Here is a 16401-nt window from a genome sequence, read left to right as displayed (position 1 = left end):
CGTCCCCGGATCGTCGTACCCCCGTGATTCCATCGGGGGGTGGCACAGCACGGGGGTGAGAGCGGTCCGGTCTACCGGCTGCTCCCGGGGGAGCCGCCACGCACCACGGCTCCGCGGCTCGACCCGACCCAGCAGGCGGTCGTCGACCACCCGGGCGGGCCGCTGCTGGTGCTCGCCGGCCCCGGTACGGGCAAGACCACCACGATCGTCGAGGCCGTCGCCCACCGGATCGACGCCGGGATCGACCCCGAGCAGATCCTCGTCCTCACCTTCAGCCGCAAGTCCGCGGCCGAGCTGCGCACCCGCATCACCTCGCGGGTGGCGCGCACCATCCGAGAACCACTGGCCCGCACCTTCCACTCCTACGCCTACGGCGTGCTGCGCCGCGCCGCCGTGCTGCGGGGCGACCCGCCGCCGCGGCTGCTCACCTCCGCGGAGCAGGACGCGGTCGTCGCCGAGCTGCTGCGCGGCGACGCCGAAGGCGTGGGCACCGTCCGCTGGCCCGACGACCTCGCGCCGGCGCTGGGCACCGAGGGCTTCCGGGCGGAGCTGCGCGAGCTGCTGCTGCGCGCGACCGAGCGGGGTGTCGGTCCCGCCCGCCTGGCCGCCTGGGGCCGCGAGACCGGCCGTGACCACTGGGTGCACGCCGCCGCGTTCCAGCAGCAGTACGAGAACGTCAGCGACTTCTGGGTCGCCTCCCGCGGTGACGCCTCCGGTTACGACCCGGCGGAGCTGGTCCGCCAGGCCATCCTCGAGCTGAGCGAGGACCCGGAGCTCCTGCGCCAGGAGCGCGAGCGCGCCCGCTGGCTGTTCGTCGACGAGTACCAGGACACCGACCCGGCGCAGGTCGAGCTGCTCGCGCTGCTCGCCGGGGGTGGTGGGAACCTGGTCGCGGTCGGCGACCCGGACCAGTCCATCTACGCCTTCCGCGGCGCCGAGCCCCGCGGCATCGTGCAGTTCCCCGACCGGTTCCGGCACACCGACGGCCGCCCGGCCGGCCGGCTGTCGCTGGGCGTCTGCCGGCGGTCGGGCGAGGAGCTGCTGCGGATCAGCCGCGCGGTGGCCGAGGGGCTGCCCGGCCCCTGGGAGCACCGCCGGCTGACGGCGGGAGAGTCGGCACCCCCCGGCGAGGCGGAGGTGCACGTGTTCGGGTCTGCCGCGGTGGAGGCGGCCTACGTCGCCGACGTCCTGCGCCGGGCGCACCTGCTCGACGGCGTCCCGTGGTCGCAGATGGCCGTCGTCGTGCGGACCACCGGGGTGCTCGGTCCGTTCCGCCGGGCGCTGGCCTCCGCCGGCGTGCCGGTCACCGTCTCCACCGACGACCTGCCGCTGGCCGCGCAGCCCGCCGTCGCCCCCTTCCTGCACGCGCTCTCGGCGCTGCTGCCGCGTCCCGACGGCGAGCCCACCGGTCTCGACGAGCCGGGAGCCGAGGCGCTGCTGGCCTCCCCGCTCGGCGGCGCGACGGTGCTCGACCTGCGCCGGCTGCGCCGGGCGGTACGGGTCGCCCTGGCCAAGCAGGGCATCGACGCCGCCGAGCGAGGGACGCCGCTGGCCGACGCGCTCACCGACGAGGGGCTGCTGGAGGCGCTGCCCGAGCACCTGGCCCGCCCGGCCGCCCGGGTGGCGGCGGTCATGGCCGCCGGCCGGCTGGCGCTAGCGCAGGACGGCACCGCCGAGGACGTGCTCTGGGCGATGTGGCAGCGCAGCGGGCTGGGCCCCCGCTGGGCGCGGGCCAGCGCCGCCGGCGGTCCGCCGGGAGCTGTCGCCGACCGCGACCTGGACGCCGTCGTCGCGCTGTTCGACGCCGCCGCCGGGTTCGTCGACCGGCTGCCGTCGGCCGACGTCCGGGCGTTCGTCGCCCATCTGTCGGCGCAGGAGCTGCCGGGCGACACCGGCGCCGCCCGGGCGGCCGCCGGCGAGACGGTCCGGCTGCTGACCGCGCACGCCGCCAAGGGCCTGGAGTGGGACGTGGTCTGCGTGTCCGGCGTGCAGGAGGGCGTCTGGCCCGACCTGCGGGAGCGGGCGTCGCTGCTCGGTGCGGAGGTGCTGGTCGAGAAGGCCGCGGGTGTCGACGCCGCGGGCACCGACCGGCGCGCACTGGCGCTGGCCGAGGAGCGGCGGCTGTTCTACGTCGCCACCACCCGCGCCCGCCGGCGGCTAGTCGTCACCGCCATCGAGGGCGCGCTGGACGGCGCGGACGCGGGCGCCACCGCCTCCCGGTTCCTCGACCTGGTCGAGCCACCCCCCGCCGACGGCCGTCCGCTCACCGAGCTGCCCCGGGCGCTCACCCTGCCGGCGCTGGTCGCCGAGCTGCGCCGGGCGGTCACCGATCCGCACACGTCTTCCGCCCGCCGCTCGGCAGCGGCGGCGCTGCTCCGCCGACTGGCCGACGAGGGCGTGGCCGGTGCCGCGCCCGCCCGCTGGTGGGGGCTCGCGCCCCTGTCGGACGACGCGCCGCTGGTGCCGGCGGAGGAGCCGGTGCGGCTGCGGCCCTCGGCCATCGAGACCTTCCAGCGTTGTCCGCTGCGCTGGGTCCTGGGCGCGGTCGGCGCCGAGGCCTCACCCGACGCCACCCGCACCGTCGGGACGGCGGTGCACGCGGTCGCCCAGCAGGTCGCCGAGGGGCTGCCGCCGGTCGATGCGCGCCCGGTGCTCGATGCCGAGCTGGACCAGCTCGACCTCGGCCCCGGCTGGGCCGACCAGCGGCAGCGCCTCCAGGCCCACGACATGCTCGACCGCTTTCTCCGCTGGCACGCCGCCAACGGCCGGGAGCTGCTCTCCGCGGAGGGCAACGTCGACGTCGTGGTCGGCCGGGCGCGCATCCGCGGTCAGGTGGACCGGCTGGAGCGGGACGCCGAGGGCCGTCTGGTCGTCGTCGACCTCAAGACCGGGAAGACAGCGGCCAAGAACACGGAGGAGCACGGCCAGCTGGCCGCCTACCAGGTGGCGATCGCCGCCGGCGGGTTCGCCGAGCACGGCACGGTGCCCGGCGGTGCGGCCCTGCTCCAGGTCGGCACCGGGGCGAAGGCCAAGGAGCAGCACCAGGAGCCGCTGCCCGCCGACGTGCCGCTGGACCAGACGTGGGCCGGGCAGCTGGTGGCCGAGGTCGGGAACGGGATGGGCGCCGGGACGTTCGAGGTGCGCACCGGCGCCCACTGCTCGCGGTGCCCGGCCCGGCGCAGCTGCCCGCTGCAGGAGCGCGGACGGCAGGTGACCGGATGAGCCACGACGGGCAGCTCTCCTTCGACGAACTCCTGGCGGAGGCCCCGTCACCGCAGCAGGCGCCGCGCCGCCTGCTGACGCCGGCGGAGGTGGCCGAGCGCTGCGGGCTCTCCTACGCTCCCTCCAGCGAGCAGGCGGGCGTCGTCCGCGCCCCCACGGACCGACCGCTGGTGGTGGTCGCCGGCGCCGGCTCGGGCAAGACCGAGACGATGGCCGCCCGGGTGTCCTACCTGGTCGCCAACCGGATCGTGGAGCCCGAGGCCATCCTCGGTCTCACCTTCACCCGGAAGGCCGCCAGCGAGCTGAACGAGCGGATCCGGCTCCGCCTGGGCGCCCTGGCCCGGCACCCGGAGACCGAGGACGACCTCCGCGAGCGTCTCGCCATCGCCCAGCCGACGGTCTCGACCTACCACGGGTACGCCGCGTCACTGGTCGCCGAGCACGGGCTGCGGATCGGTGTGGAACCCGGCGCGGGGGTGCTCGGGCCGGCCATGTGCTGGGGGCAGGCGGCGACGGTGGTGGCGGCCTGGACCGGCGACATGTCGGACGTGCCGCTGACGCTGCTCACCACGGTGGAGGACGTGCTCGCCCTCGCCGGCGAGATGGGGGAGCACGACGTCACCCCGGCTGCGCTGCGCACCTGGACGGCGCGGCTGGAGGCGCAGATCGCCGGGTATCCGGACGCGCCCAAGAAGAAGGGACCCTACGCCGCGGTCACCGAGATGCTCGCCCGGCAGCGGGCGCGGGTGGCCCTGCTGCCGCTGGTCGAGGCGTTCGAGGCCCGCAAACGGGCGATGGGCTCCATCGACTACGCCGACCAGGTGTCCTATGCCGCGCGGATCGCCGTCGCCTCGCCCGAGGTGGGCCGCCGCGAGCGGGCGCGCTGGCAGGTGGTGCTGCTGGACGAGTACCAGGACACCAGCGTCGGGCAGCTGCGCATGCTGGAGGCGCTCTTCGGTCGTGACACCGGCCACTCCGTGCTGGCCGTCGGCGACCCGCGCCAGTCGATCTACGGCTGGCGCGGCGCGTCCGCCGGCACGATCGAGCGGTTCGCCCGCACCTTCCCGGGGCGTCCCGGCCACGGTGCCGAGCGGCTGACGCTGGCCACCAGCTGGCGCAACGACGAGGCGGTGCTCGCCGTCGCCAACGCCGTCTCGGCGATGCTGCCCGAGCCCGCCCAGCCGCTGCCCGATCTGACCCCCGCACCCACGGCCGGCCGCGGCGCGGTCACCGTCGGGCTGTACGACACGGTCGCCGACGAGACGACGGCGCTGGCCGACCGCCTGGCCGCCTGCTGGAACGGCTCGGACGCCGCCGTGCCGGCCCGTCCCGACGGGCGCCCGCCGTCGATGGCGGTGCTCGTGCGCACCCGCAAGCAGCTGCCGGGCATCGCCGCCGCGCTGCGCGAGCGCGGGCTGCCCGTCGAGGTCGTCGGGCTGGGCGGGCTGCTGGAGGTGCCCGAGGTCTCCGACGTCGTCGCGACCCTCACCGTGCTGGTCGACCCCACCGCGGGAGACGCGATGGGCCGGCTGCTCACCGGTGCCCGCTGGCGGATCGGCCCACGCGACCTCGCCGCGCTGGAGGCCCGCGCCCGGGCGCTCGTGCACTCGCGCCGCCCGGCGCGCCCGGACGACAGCCAGCAGCCGGCCGAGGGGCCGGGCGCCGTGGAGCCCCCGCAGGAGCGCGGCAGCATCGTCGAGGCGCTGGACGACCTCGGCGATGCCGCCCAGTACTCGCCGACCGGCTACCGGCGGCTGCGCCGGCTGGGTGGCGAGCTCGCCCATCTGCGCACGCGGATCGGTGACTCGCTGCCCGACCTGGTCGACGAGGTGGCCCGCACCCTCGGGCTGGAGACCGAGCTCGCCAGCGCGCCCGGGGTCAGCCCGGCCGGTGCGCGGGCGCACCTGGACGCGCTGCACGGCGTCGCCGCGGAGTTCACCGAGCTGGCCGAGTTGCCGTCGCTACCGGCGTTCCTGGGCTACCTGCGCGACGCAGAGGAGCGCGAGCGAGGGCTGGAACCCGGTGAGGTGGCGGTCAATCCCGAGGCGGTGCAGCTGCTCACCGGCCACTCGGCGAAGGGGCTGGAGTGGGACGTCGTCGCCGTGCCCGGGATGACCGTCGACCAGTTCCCCGCGCGCAGCAACGCCAGCGACTCCTGGATCAAGGATCCCGGCGCCGTCCCGGTCGACCTGCGGCTCACCGACCGCGCGGAGCTGCCCCGTCTGGAGCTGCCCGTGCCCGGATCCGGCGACCAGGCGGTGGTCCGGGATGCCCTGGAGGAGTACGTCCAGGACTGGAAGGACTTCGGCCGCGACGAGGAGATCCGGCTCGGCTACGTCGCCGTCACCCGCGCCAAGCGGCTGCTGCTGTGCTCGGGCAGCTGGTGGCGCGACGGCATCAGGCCGTGCGGGCCGTCGTCCCTGCTGCACACCGCCAGGGAGGCGTGCGAGGCCGGCGCCGGCACCGTCCTCTACTGGGCCCCCGCACCGGAGGACGGCGCCACCAACCCGGCGCTCGAGGAGTGGCCGGTCGGGGTGTGGCCGGCCGATCCGCTGTCGGAGCCGCGCCGACGCGCGCTGACCGCCGCCGCCCAGCTGGTCGAGGGAGCTGCGCCGCACCCGCTGGACCCTGATCGCAGCCTGGGCGAGGCCGACGAGCTGGTCGAGCAGTGGGTCCGCGACGCCGACCTGCTGCTCCGCGAGCGCGCCGCTGCGGCCAGCCCGACCGTCGAGGTGCCGCTGCCCTCGCACCTGTCGGTGTCGGCGCTGGTCACGCTCCGCCGCGACCCGGCTGAGCTGGCCCGCCGGCTGCGCCGCCCGATGCCGGCCGCGCCGGCGCCGCAGGCCCGCCGGGGGACCGCCTTCCACGCCTGGCTGGAGGAGCGCTTCGGAGCCGCGCGCCTGGTCGACCTGGACGAGTTGCCCGGCTCCGGTGACGAGCTCGCCGTGCCCGACGACCAGCTCGAGGAGCTGCGCGAGGCCTTCCTCGCCAGCGAGTGGGCCGACCGGCAGCCGGTCGAGGTCGAGGTGCCGTTCGAGACCCCGCTGGGCCCGCTGACCCTGCGGGGGCGGATCGACGCGGTGTTCCAGCGCGAGGACGGCGGCTACGAGGTCATCGACTGGAAGACCGGTCCTCCGCCGTCCGGCGCGGAGCTGGCCGCGGTCGGCGTGCAGCTGGCCGCCTACCGGCTCGGCTGGTCACGGCTGACCGGGGTGCCGGTGCAGCGGGTCAGCGCCGGCTTCCACCACGTGGCCGCCAAGGAGACGATCCGCCCGGTGGACCTGCTCGACGAGGCCGGCCTGCTCGCCCTCGTCACCGGGACGGGCTGACCGCTCCCGGCCTCCCGGGGAGGGAGGAACCGGTCAGCCCTGCGGCGGGGCCGGAGGTGGCGGGGCCGGGGGCGGCGCGGCCGCCGCGGGCGCTCCTCGCCGCGCCCGGCGGACCGGCACCAGGACCGCTCCGGCCACCAGCGCGGCGACGGCCCCCCATGGCAGGAGGATGCCGAGGACGACGACGATGGAACCCGCGGTCGACGCCAGGGCCCGCCACCCGGTGCCCAGTCCGTCGAGGAAGCCGTCGGGTCCACCGGGCGGCGCCACGCCGAACGGCTCCAGGATGACGCGCAGCCTCGACAGCTCCACCCGGTCGGCCAGGAGCGCCCGCCGGGACAGCAGCGACTCCAGCTCCTCCTGCCGCTCGGAGAGGGCCTCCTCGGCCGCCAGCAGGGCCTCGGTGCTGGCGGCGTCGTCCATCAGGGCCTGCAGCCGCGCCACCGCGGTCCGCAGCGCCGAGATCCGCGCGTCCAGATCCACCACCGTGGTCGTCACGTCGGAGTGGGACACCGACACGTTCGCGACGTCGCCGAGATCCTCCAGGTCGGTCAGGACGCCGGTGAGCGCGGCCGCCGGCACGCGCACCACGAGCTCGGCGACGGCGCCCTCGACCCCGTCCGCCCCGGACGCGGCCTGCTCGGTGCGCTCCTCGACCCGCCCACCGACGGATTCCACCAGCTCGCTCACCCGCTGGGCGCCCTCGGCCGGGTCCTCGACGGCGAGGGCTGCGGTGGCGGTCGTGACCACCTGCCGGTCGGCGCCGGTGGCGTCGTCGGCCGGCGCGGCTCCCGGATCCCCAGGAGTGGCGAACTCGGGAACGACCGCGCCGCCGCCGGCACCGCCGTCCGCGCTTCCGGACTCCGCGCCCGACGAGCCCGTGCAGCCGACCAGCAACGCCAGGGCCAGCGTCGCGGCTGCCGTGCCGAGGAAGCGGCTCACGGCGCGGACGGTAGGCCGTTGGGTCGCCGCCGACCAGCGTCGATGCCCGATCGTGACGCCGATGGGTGGTACGACGCTCGCGCGTGCCCGTCGCCCGATCATGCCGGTCTGGTCCTTCCGCTGGGTGCCTCCACGAGGGGATGACGGCACGGCGCGCCCGGCACGTTCCCGCGGGAACGTGCCGGGCGACCGGCTCCTGGGCGGAGAGCGGAGGGGGGAGCCGGTACCACTGCCGACATGCCGACATGCCGACGAATCGACGAGTCGACATGTCGGCAGAGGGCGCACTCGGGCCAGCGTCGGGCCGGATCCCTGGACAGGAGCGCCGTCGGGGGACGGTGCAGTCGGTCGGCGTCATGCCGAGCCACCACCACCGCCACCGGCGGGGGCCCGGTGAACCACGTGCCCGCGGGTCATCGAGCAGCTCGCCTCAGTCGCCGGCGTCCTCGGCCACCGGAACACGCAGCCGCGGGCCCGGCGCGCTCACGACGAGGCGACGCGGTCCAGGATCGCCGCGGCCAGCTGCTCGGGTGCCTGCTCGGGGACCCAGTGGGTCACGCCGGGCAGCTCCACGAATCGGTAGTCCCCGGTCACGAACTCCGCGCACGCCTCTGCGGCGGTCCGGCCGACGGCGACGTCACCGTCGCTCCAGACGTAGGTGGTGGGCACCTCGACCTTGTCCACCCGGATGTCGGAGCTCATCGCGCGGTACCAGTTGAGCGCCGCGGTGAGCGCTCCCGGCGCCGAGAGCGCCGCCACGTACTCGGCGGCGGCCTCCGGGGAGACGCCGGTGTCGCCCTCGGTGCCCAGCAGCATCCGGCGCAGCCGACGCCCGTCGTCGGCCAGCAGCACCTCCTCGGCCTTGCCGGGCTGCCAGAACAGCCGGATGTACGCCGAGCGCTCCTTCTGCTCCGGGTCGATGCGGAAGGCCGCGGTGTAGGCGGCCGGGTGCGGCACCGACACCGCCGTCAGCGACCGCACCCGGTCGCTGTGCCAGGCGGCGAGGGTCCACGCCACGTTCGCGCCCCAGTCGTGCCCGACGACGTCGGCGACCGGGATCTCCAGCGCCGTCATGAGGTCCGCCGTGACCTGCGCCAGGTTCTGCATGGCGTAGGCCTCGACCTCGGCAGGCCGAGCGCCGGGGGAGTAGCCGAGCTGGTCGGGTGCGTAGGTGCGCAGCCCCGCCTGCGTGAGCAGCGGCGTCACCGCCGCCCACGAGGCGGACGTCTGCGGGAAGCCGTGCAGCAGCAGCACCGGGCGGCCGTCCTCGGGGCCGTCGACGCGCACGTCGAAGGTCAGGTCGCCGACGTCGGTCCGCAGCAGCTCTCCGGGCATGACCCGGACGCTAGCCGGGCCGAGGGCGCCGCGCTGACGGCACTACCGTCGATGCCGTGACCAGCGCCGAACGGGACTTCGTCCTCGACCACCTCGACGACCTGCACGCCGATCTGGACGCCTGGCTGCGCATCCCGTCGATCTCGGCCGACCCCGCGCACGCGCGCGACGTCGCCGCGAGCGCCACGTGGCTGGCCGACGCGCTGCGCCGCGTCGGCTTCCCGACCGTGGAGATCTGGCCGACCGCCGGCGCGCCCGCGGTCTTCGCCGAGTGGCCCTCGGCCGACGCCCACGCCCCCGTCGCCCTGGTCTACGGCCACCACGACGTCCAGCCGGTCGACCCCCTGGAGCTCTGGGAGCACCCGCCGTTCGAGCCGACCCGGGTGCAGGGCCCCGACGGGCCGGAGCTGCACGCCCGCGGCGCGATCGACGACAAGGGCAACGTCGCCTTCCACCTGCTCGGAATCCGGGCGCACCTCGCCGCGACCGGCCGGGACACCCCCGCGGTCACCGTCAAGCTGCTGGTCGAGGGCGAGGAGGAGTCGGGGTCGCCGCACTTCCGCCGGCTGCTGGAGGACCGGCGGGACCGGCTGGCCTGCGACGTCGTCGTGGTCAGCGACACCGGCATGGCCGCACCCGACGTGCCCAGCGTCGTGACGGCGATGCGCGGCCTGGCCGACGCCGAGATCACCCTGCGCGGCCCGGCGGTGGACCTGCACTCCGGCTCGTTCGGCGGCGCCGTTCCCAATCCGCTGCACGCCCTGGCCGAGCTGGTGGCGGAGCTGCACGACGAGCGGGGCCGGGTGACCCTGCCCGGGTTCTACGACCAGGTGCGGCCCCTGACCGACCGCGAGCGCGAGCTGATGAGACGGGTCCCGCTCGACGAACAGGCGTGGCTGGCCGGGCCGGCCGCCTCTCGCGCGACGTACGGCGAGGCGGGCTTCAGCACGCTGGAGCGCACCGGTGCCCGGCCCACCGCCGAGGTCAACGGCATGTGGGGCGGTTACACCGGCCCCGGCCACAAGACGATCATCCCGGCCGAGGCGCACGCCAAGATCACCTTCCGGCTGGTCTCCGACCAGCGCCCGGAGGACATCGGGCCGATGCTGCGCGACTGGGTGGCGGCCCACGTGCCCGACGGCATCGAGGCCGAGGTGCACACCCCGCCCGGTGGCGTCGCGCCCTGCGCCAGCGACCTGGACTCCCCGGCGATGGATGCGCTGCTGGCGGCGATCGGCCAGGCCTTCGACACCGCGCCGGAGGACGTGCTGTTCACCCGGGAGGGCGGCAGCGGTCCGGAGGCCGACCTCGTCGAGGCGCTCGGGGCCCCGCTGCTGTTCCTGGGCGCCGGCCTGCCCACCGACCGCATCCACTCGCCGAACGAGCGGGTGCTGCTGCCGATGCTGTACCGCGGCGCAGAGGCCGCCGCGCACCTGTGGCGGGAGCTGGCGACCGCGCGGCTGCGTTAGGGGAGCCTGCCGACGACGACGGTGCCGCCGAGGTCGTCGTCGATCACCGGCCGGGCTGCCAGACCCGCCGCCGTGACGACGTCGACGGCCGCTCCCGTCTGGCCCGCGCCGCACTCGAAGAGCACCGCGCCACCCCGGGCCAGCCAGGCCGGGGCGTCGGTGACCACGCGGCGGACGAACGCGAGCCCGTCCTCGCCGCCGTCGAGGGCGGTTCGCGGCTCGTGGTCGCGCGCCTCCGGCGGCATCAGCGGGACCGCCGCGGTGGGCACGTACGGCACGTTGGCGGTGAGGACGGCGATCCGCCCGGCGAGCGCCCCGGGGAGCGCGGCGAACAGGTCACCCTCGTGCACCGGCACACCCGGCAGGTTCCGCCGCGCGCAGCGCACCGCCGCGGGGTCGACGTCGGCGGCGTGCAGGTCGATCCCCGGGACGGCGGCGGCCAGCGCCGCCCCCACCGCGCCGGTGCCGCAGCACAGGTCGACGACGACGTCGCCCCGACGGGCCAGCGCGACCGCCTCGCGGACCACCAGCTCGGTCCGCCGGCGGGGGACGAAGACGCCGGGCGCCACCACGATCCGCAGCCCGCAGAACTCCGCCCACCCCACCAGCTGCTCCAGCGGGGTCCCGGCCACCCGTCGGTCGACCAGCAGGGAGAGCTCCTCGGCGTCGCGGGCCGCCACCGCGAGGAGGGCGGCCTCCTCCTCGGCGAACACGCACCCGGCGCCGCGCAGCCGCCCGACGACCGCCTGGTCCGGGGGTGCTGCTCCCGGGCCCACGGCGACCTCCTGGACGGCCACCGCTTGCGGTGACGGGGACGGGGGACGCCCTAGGCTGCGGGCGTGACCGGAGTGGAGCAGGGCGCCGCCCCGGGGTGGTACCCCGACCCGAGCGGCGTCCCGGACACGGTCCGCTGGTGGAACGGCGCGGGCTGGTCCGACGTCATGATGCCCGCCGGTCCCGGCGTCACCGTGCACCGCGCTCCCCCCGGCCCGGACACGGGCCGGCCGGCAGCGGTCGTCCCGCCCGTGGCGCCGGCCGCGGCGCGCCCGTGGTTCCGCCCGCTGGTGGCGGCCGGCTCGGTGGTCGCGCTCGTCGTGGCCGTCGTCGTCGCCGTGCTGGTGCTGCGCCCGGACGACGGCCGGGGGACCGCCACGACCACCGCGCAGGACCTGGGGGCGGTGCCGCCACCGGCCGCCGGGCGGGCATTCCCACCGGGCACCGTCCGGATCATCGACGAGGCCTCCGGCATCTCCTACCCCTATCTGGGCGAGGGCTGGTCGGAGTTCGACCTCGGCCTCCAGCTGGAGACGACGACGACCGCCGGCCAGTACTTCACCACCCAGGAGGGCACGCCCGACGGCGGCATCTTCATCTCCCAGTGCACCTCCGGGCCGGTGGCGGAGGGGTACGGCTGGGCCGGCCCGTCGAGCCTGCAGGCGACGACGCGGGTCCTGGCCGACAGCGTGCGGGCCAACTACTACCCCGGTCCGAACGAGCGCGAGGTGCTGCGCGACGAGCCCCGCACGGTCGACGGGCACGCCGCCCACCTCTACGAGTTCGCGCTGAGCTGGGACGTCGAGGGGTACGACGCCTCGGGGGAGCGTGCCGCGCTGCTGCTCGTCGACGTCGGCCGCCCGGCGCCCGCGCTGCTCTACGTGTCGATCCCCAACACCCACGCCGAGCTCTACGGCGTCATCGACCAGGTGCTCGACGCCGTCGACGTCCTGGAGTGACCAGGGACGCGGCGGCAGGGCCTCACCACGGGTGGGGACGGCGGGTGGCCGCGGTGTCACCCGGCGGGTGACGTCGTCGTAGTGTCGGGCGCGTGACTGCAGCTGGGACCGAACTGACCCTGCGGCACCCGATCGAACGATTCACGCTGGACAACGGTCTGCGGGTGGTCCTCGCCCCCGACCGCAGCGTGCCCGTGGTGGCGGTGAGCGTCTACTACGACGTCGGGATGCGCAACGAACCCGAGGGGCGGACCGGCTTCGCCCACCTCTTCGAGCACATGATGTTCCAGGGGTCGGCCAACGTCGCGAAGATGGAGCACGCCCGGCTGGTGCAGGCCGCGGGCGGCACCTTCAACGGCTCGACCCACCAGGACTACACGAACTACTTCCAGGCGCTGCCCGCCGAGGCGCTGGAGCGCGCGCTGTTCCTCGAGGCCGACCGGATGGCCGCCCCGGCGATCACCGAGGAGAACCTCCGCAACCAGATCGACGTGGTGAAGGAGGAGATCCGGGTCAACGTGCTGAACCGGCCCTACGGCGCCTTTCCCTGGTTGCAGCTGCCGCAGGTCGCCTTCGAGACCTTCGCCAACACCCACGACGGGTACGGCTCCTTCGTCGACCTGGAGGCCTCCACGGTCGACGATGCCACCGACTTCTTCTCCCGCTACTACGCGCCCGGCAACGCCGTGCTGTGCATCGGCGGGGACCTCGACGTCGCCGAGACCGAGCAGCTGGTGCACCGCTGGTTCGGGCCGGTCCCGGCCCGCGACGTCCCGCCGCTGCCGTACACCGGGGAGCCGTCGCCCACCACGGTGCGCTCGGCGGTCGTCGAGGACGCCCTGGCCCCGGCGCCCGCGCTGGCCATCGGCTGGCGGGTCCCCGACCCGGTCGGTGACTTCGACAACTACCTGGGCAGCGTGCTGCTGGCCGAGCTGCTCAGCGAGGGCGACGCCTCCCGGCTCGAGCGCCGGCTGGTGCACGACGACCGGATCGCGATCGCGCAGAGCAGCTACGTGGGCCTGTTCGGCGACCCCTTCGACGTCCGCGACGCGACCCTGCTGACCACCCAGGTGCACCACCCGGCCGCGGTGCCGGCCGACCGGGTGATGGCCGCGGTGCACAAGGAGATCGGCCGCGTCGCCGAGGACGGCGTCGACGCCGCCGAGCTGCGCCGGGTGCAGGCCCGCATCGAGGCCCAGCTGCTCCAGCAGGCCGACTCCGTGCTCGGCCGCACGCTCGCCTTCGCCGCCGCCGAGCTGGTCCACGGGCGCGCCGAGCTCGCCGGCGAGCTGGCCGCGCGCCTCGCCGCCGTGACGCCCGAGGCGGTCCAGGTGGCCGCGCGCGGGCTCGACCCGGGCACCGCCGCGGTGCTGGAGCTGCGACCGGCGGGGGGCGCCCGATGACCACGATCCAGGAGAGCCCGCTGATCCCGCCGCTGGGCGAGCCCCGGCCGCACCCGACGCCGGTCGCGGAGGAGACGACGCTGGCCAACGGGCTGCGCGTGGTCGTCGTGCCCCGGCCCGGCGTCCCGCTGGTCGAGCTGCGGCTGCGAGTGCCGTTCGCTGCGCCCAGCGCCCGCAACGCCGGCGTGCACGCCGCGCGGGGCGCGGTCCTGTCCGGTGCGGTGCTGCTCGGCACCGCGCGGCACGACCAGACGGCCATCGCCCAGCTGCTGCAGACCCACGGCGCCGAGCTGTCGGTGAGCACCGACGCCGACCGGCTGGTGTTCGGCACCACGCTGCTGCCCGGCGGGCTCGGCCCGGTGCTGGAGCTGGTCGCCGAGCTGCTGACCGGCGCGAGCTACCCGGCCGGCCAGGTCGACGGCGAACGCGACCGGCTGGCCGAGCGGATCGCGATCGCGCGCACGCAGCCGGGCACGATCGCCCGCACGGCGCTGGCCGCCCGGCGGTACGGCACCCATCCGTACGCCATCCAGCTGCCCGACGCCGGGCTGGTCTCCGCCGTCCGCGCGCCGGCGCTGCGCCGGCTGCACCGCGAGCGCGTACTGCCGGCCGGCAGCATCCTCGTGCTCGTCGGCGACCTCGACCCGCGGGCCGCGGTCGACACCGTGGCCGCCGCCCTCGAGAGGTGGGACGGCACGGGCAAGGCGGTGGAGGCCCCGCCGGTCGCCGAGCAGCGCGCCGACGGCATCGAGTTGGTCGACCGGCCGGGCGCGGTGCAGTCGAACCTCCGCCTGGGCGGACCGGCGCCCAGCCGCACCGACCCCGACCTGCCCGCGGCCCGGCTGGCCGCGATGGTCTACGGCGGCTACTTCTCCTCCCGGCTGGTCGAGAACATCCGCGAGCGCCGCGGCTACAGCTACAGCCCACGCAGCGGCATCGAGCACCAGCGGGCGTCGTCGTCGTTCCTGGTCGAGGCCGACGTCGCCACGGAGGTCACCGGCCCGGCGCTGCTGGAGACCCTCTACGAGCTGGGGCGCATGGCGCTGACGCCGGTGACCGAGGCGGAGCTCGACGCCGCCCGGCGGTACATCCTGGGCAGCATGGCGCTGTCGACGTCCACCCACGCGGGCCTGGCCAGCACCCTCTCGGCGCTGCTGGGCACCGGCCTGCCGGCCGACTGGCTGACCACCCACCAACGCGACCTCACCGCCGTCACGGTCGACGAGGTGCAGGCCGCGGCCGCGCGCTACCTGGCGCCCGAGGCGCTGACCGCCGTCGTCGTCGGCGACGCCGGCCGGGTGGCCGCCGAGCTCGGCGTCCTGGCGCCGGTCACCGTCAACCGGAGCGGCGAGCAGGCATGACCTCCGGTTCCCGCGCCGGCGACGACGGCCGCCCGGTCCTCTCCCGCACCGGGCACGACCGGGCGCACCTGGCCCGGCTGCTGCCCGACCCGACGGGTGGCCGTCCGGTGCGGGTCCTGACCGTCGACGCCCAGCGCGCGGTGCCGGTGCAGGAAGGACCGTCGGGTCCGGTCCTGGTGTGGGACCAGCGTCCCGGGCTGCCCCCGGGCGCGGTCTACCTCGGCGAGGACGGCGGCGTCCCCTACGCCGCCGTCCGCGGTGAGCGGTCGCTGACGGTGAACGGCCGCCCGGTCGACCGGTGGGCCGGCCTGCGCGACCTCGGCACCGCGCTCGGCGACCTGGACGCCGGCCTCCTCGTCGAGGCCATCGGCATCCTGGAGTGGCACGAGCGGCACCGCTTCAGCCCGCTCACCGGTGCCGCCACGACCGTGGAGCGGGCCGGCTGGACGCAGCGCGACCCGACCACCGGCGTCGAGTTCTTCCCACGCGTCGACCCCGCCGTCATCATGCTCGTCCACGACGGGGCCGACCGCGTGGTGCTCGGCCGGCAGGCGGCCTGGCCGCCCGGGCGGTTCTCCATCCTGGCCGGCTTCGTCGAGCCGGGGGAGTCGGCCGAGGCGGCGGTCGCGCGCGAGGTGGAGGAGGAGGTGGGCCTGCGGGTCACCGACGTCCGCTACGTCGCCAGCCAGCCGTGGCCGTTCCCGCAGTCGCTGATGCTGGGCTTCGTGGCCCGGGTCCACGGCGACCAGGAGATCCGCGTCGATCCCACCGAGATCGAGGAGGCGCGCTGGTTCACCCGGGAGGAGCTCCGGACGCCGGAGGGGCAGCTCGCGGTGCCGCCGTCGATCTCGATCGCCCGCCACATCCTCGACCGGTGGATCAAGGACGAGCTTCCCCCCACCCCTCGCTGAGAAAGCCCGGCTGCCCCCCACCACTCGCAGGCTCGAGGCGGGGCCCTGCAGGCCGGCCGCTAAGCCAAGCGGCCGCCGAGCACCAGCGCCGGGCGGTCGGCGTGATCGGCCAGCACGACGGCGTCGGCGAGCGCCGCGGGGTCGACCTCGTCGTCGTAGCGGTCGTAGGCCGGTAGCGCCCACGCCTCGGCGGGCGGGGTGCGCCGCCGCCGCGCGGCGGGGGCCACCCGGAGGTGCACGACGACGTCCAGAGCGAGGCCGACGCCCTGCAGGAGCGCGCCGGCGACCAGCAGCACGGCACCGGCCGGCACCGGCCGTCGCGGGGCCCGAGCGGCGCGGTCCCGCTCCAGGTCCCAGAGCACCGGCAGGTACTCACCCGACCCGCCGGGCCCGACCGGGGCGAGGACCTCGCGGTTGAGCGCGCCCACGTCGAGCCAGTCGGTGTAGCGGGCATCCGGATCCGTCCGGCCGTGCTCCAGCCGCAGCGAGGCGGGCCGGTAGAAACCTGTGGCGGGCACGACGACGGCCCCGCGGCCCAGCGCCGGCAGGCGTTCGGCGATCGCGGCGGCGAGCGCCTCGGGCGCGGCGAGCTCGGGTCCGTCCACGGCCACCCGCAGCGCGGTGGCGCCCGGCTCGGCGGGCACGTCCGCCAGCAGCGCGGCGAGGCGGTCGGCGAGGGCGTCGGGGGAGAGCGGC

At 76.2% G+C, this 16401-nt stretch carries 11 protein-coding genes; 7 read left to right on the top strand and 4 right to left on the bottom strand.

The window, feature by feature from the left end:
• Nucleotides 1-39: 39 nt before the first annotated feature.
• Nucleotides 40-3222, top strand: a complete 3183-nt coding sequence (locus ABC795_RS14140) for an ATP-dependent DNA helicase (RefSeq protein WP_347057825.1) — start codon at nt 40-42, stop codon at nt 3220-3222.
• Nucleotides 3219-6551 (top strand): ATP-dependent DNA helicase, encoded by a 3333-nt coding sequence (locus ABC795_RS14135; RefSeq protein ID WP_347057824.1) that lies wholly within the window; start codon nt 3219-3221, stop codon nt 6549-6551. Before ABC795_RS14140 ends, ABC795_RS14135 begins: the two co-directional genes overlap by 4 nt.
• A gap of 33 nt (nt 6552-6584) precedes the next feature.
• Here ABC795_RS14135 and ABC795_RS14130 read toward each other — a convergent pair whose 3' ends face one another.
• Both ABC795_RS14130 and ABC795_RS14125 read right to left on the bottom strand, forming a co-directional pair.
• The gene (locus ABC795_RS14130; protein WP_347057823.1) at nt 6585-7493 is read right to left on the bottom strand and encodes a DUF4349 domain-containing protein; all 909 of its coding nucleotides are present in this window, start codon (nt 7491-7493) and stop codon (nt 6585-6587) included.
• Between the two features lie 483 nt (nt 7494-7976).
• Nucleotides 7977-8828 (bottom strand): alpha/beta hydrolase, encoded by an 852-nt coding sequence (locus tag ABC795_RS14125; protein WP_347057822.1) that lies wholly within the window; start codon nt 8826-8828, stop codon nt 7977-7979.
• Between the two features lie 56 nt (nt 8829-8884).
• On the opposite strand from ABC795_RS14125, the gene ABC795_RS14120 reads away from it, so the two are divergent.
• Nucleotides 8885-10297 carry a dipeptidase gene (locus ABC795_RS14120; protein ID WP_347057821.1) on the top strand — a complete coding sequence of 471 codons (1413 nt, stop codon included), beginning with the start codon at nt 8885-8887 and terminating at the stop codon, nt 10295-10297.
• Here the strand turns inward: ABC795_RS14120 and ABC795_RS14115 are convergent.
• Nucleotides 10294-11073: a putative protein N(5)-glutamine methyltransferase gene (locus ABC795_RS14115; protein WP_347057820.1), complete on the bottom strand. Its 780-nt coding sequence runs from the start codon at nt 11071-11073 to the stop codon at nt 10294-10296. The genes ABC795_RS14120 and ABC795_RS14115 overlap by 4 nt on opposite strands.
• Before the next feature lie 63 nt (nt 11074-11136).
• Between ABC795_RS14115 and ABC795_RS14110 the strand changes: the two genes are divergently transcribed.
• From ABC795_RS14110 to nudC, 4 genes are all read left to right on the top strand, one after another.
• Nucleotides 11137-12030, top strand: a complete 894-nt coding sequence (locus ABC795_RS14110) for a DUF2510 domain-containing protein (protein ID WP_347057819.1) — start codon at nt 11137-11139, stop codon at nt 12028-12030.
• Nucleotides 12031-12122: 92 nt separating this feature from the next.
• On the top strand, nt 12123-13433 hold the full coding sequence (locus ABC795_RS14105; RefSeq protein WP_347057818.1) for a pitrilysin family protein: 1311 nt from the start codon (nt 12123-12125) through the stop codon (nt 13431-13433).
• The gene (locus tag ABC795_RS14100; RefSeq protein WP_347057817.1) at nt 13430-14794 is read left to right on the top strand and encodes a pitrilysin family protein; all 1365 of its coding nucleotides are present in this window, start codon (nt 13430-13432) and stop codon (nt 14792-14794) included. The genes ABC795_RS14105 and ABC795_RS14100 overlap by 4 nt, the downstream gene beginning before the upstream one ends.
• Entirely contained in the window at nt 14791-15705 is a 915-nt protein-coding gene (gene nudC / locus ABC795_RS14095) for an NAD(+) diphosphatase (protein WP_347057816.1), read from the top strand. Before ABC795_RS14100 ends, nudC begins: the two co-directional genes overlap by 4 nt.
• Before the next feature lie 59 nt (nt 15706-15764).
• Here nudC and ABC795_RS14090 read toward each other — a convergent pair whose 3' ends face one another.
• Nucleotides 15765-16349, bottom strand: a complete 585-nt coding sequence (locus ABC795_RS14090; protein WP_347057815.1) for a uridine kinase — start codon at nt 16347-16349, stop codon at nt 15765-15767.
• Nucleotides 16350-16401 lie beyond the last annotated feature (52 nt).

Source organism: Blastococcus sp. HT6-30, assembly GCF_039729015.1.
Taxonomy (GTDB): Bacteria; Actinomycetota; Actinomycetes; order Mycobacteriales; family Geodermatophilaceae; genus Blastococcus.
This window is presented reverse-complemented; position numbering and strand designations above follow the sequence as displayed.

What these genes read in the sequence shown, in the direction of transcription:
- nudC (WP_347057816.1), top strand. Translation starts at nt 14,791, where the DNA reads ATGACCTCCGGTTCCCGCGCCGGCGACGACGGCCGCCCGGTCCTCTCC.
- ABC795_RS14135 (WP_347057824.1), top strand. Translation starts at nt 3,219, where the DNA reads ATGAGCCACGACGGGCAGCTCTCCTTCGACGAACTCCTGGCGGAGGCC.
- ABC795_RS14100 (WP_347057817.1), top strand. Translation starts at nt 13,430, where the DNA reads ATGACCACGATCCAGGAGAGCCCGCTGATCCCGCCGCTGGGCGAGCCC.
- ABC795_RS14125 (WP_347057822.1), bottom strand. Translation starts at nt 8,828, where the DNA reads ATGCCCGGAGAGCTGCTGCGGACCGACGTCGGCGACCTGACCTTCGAC.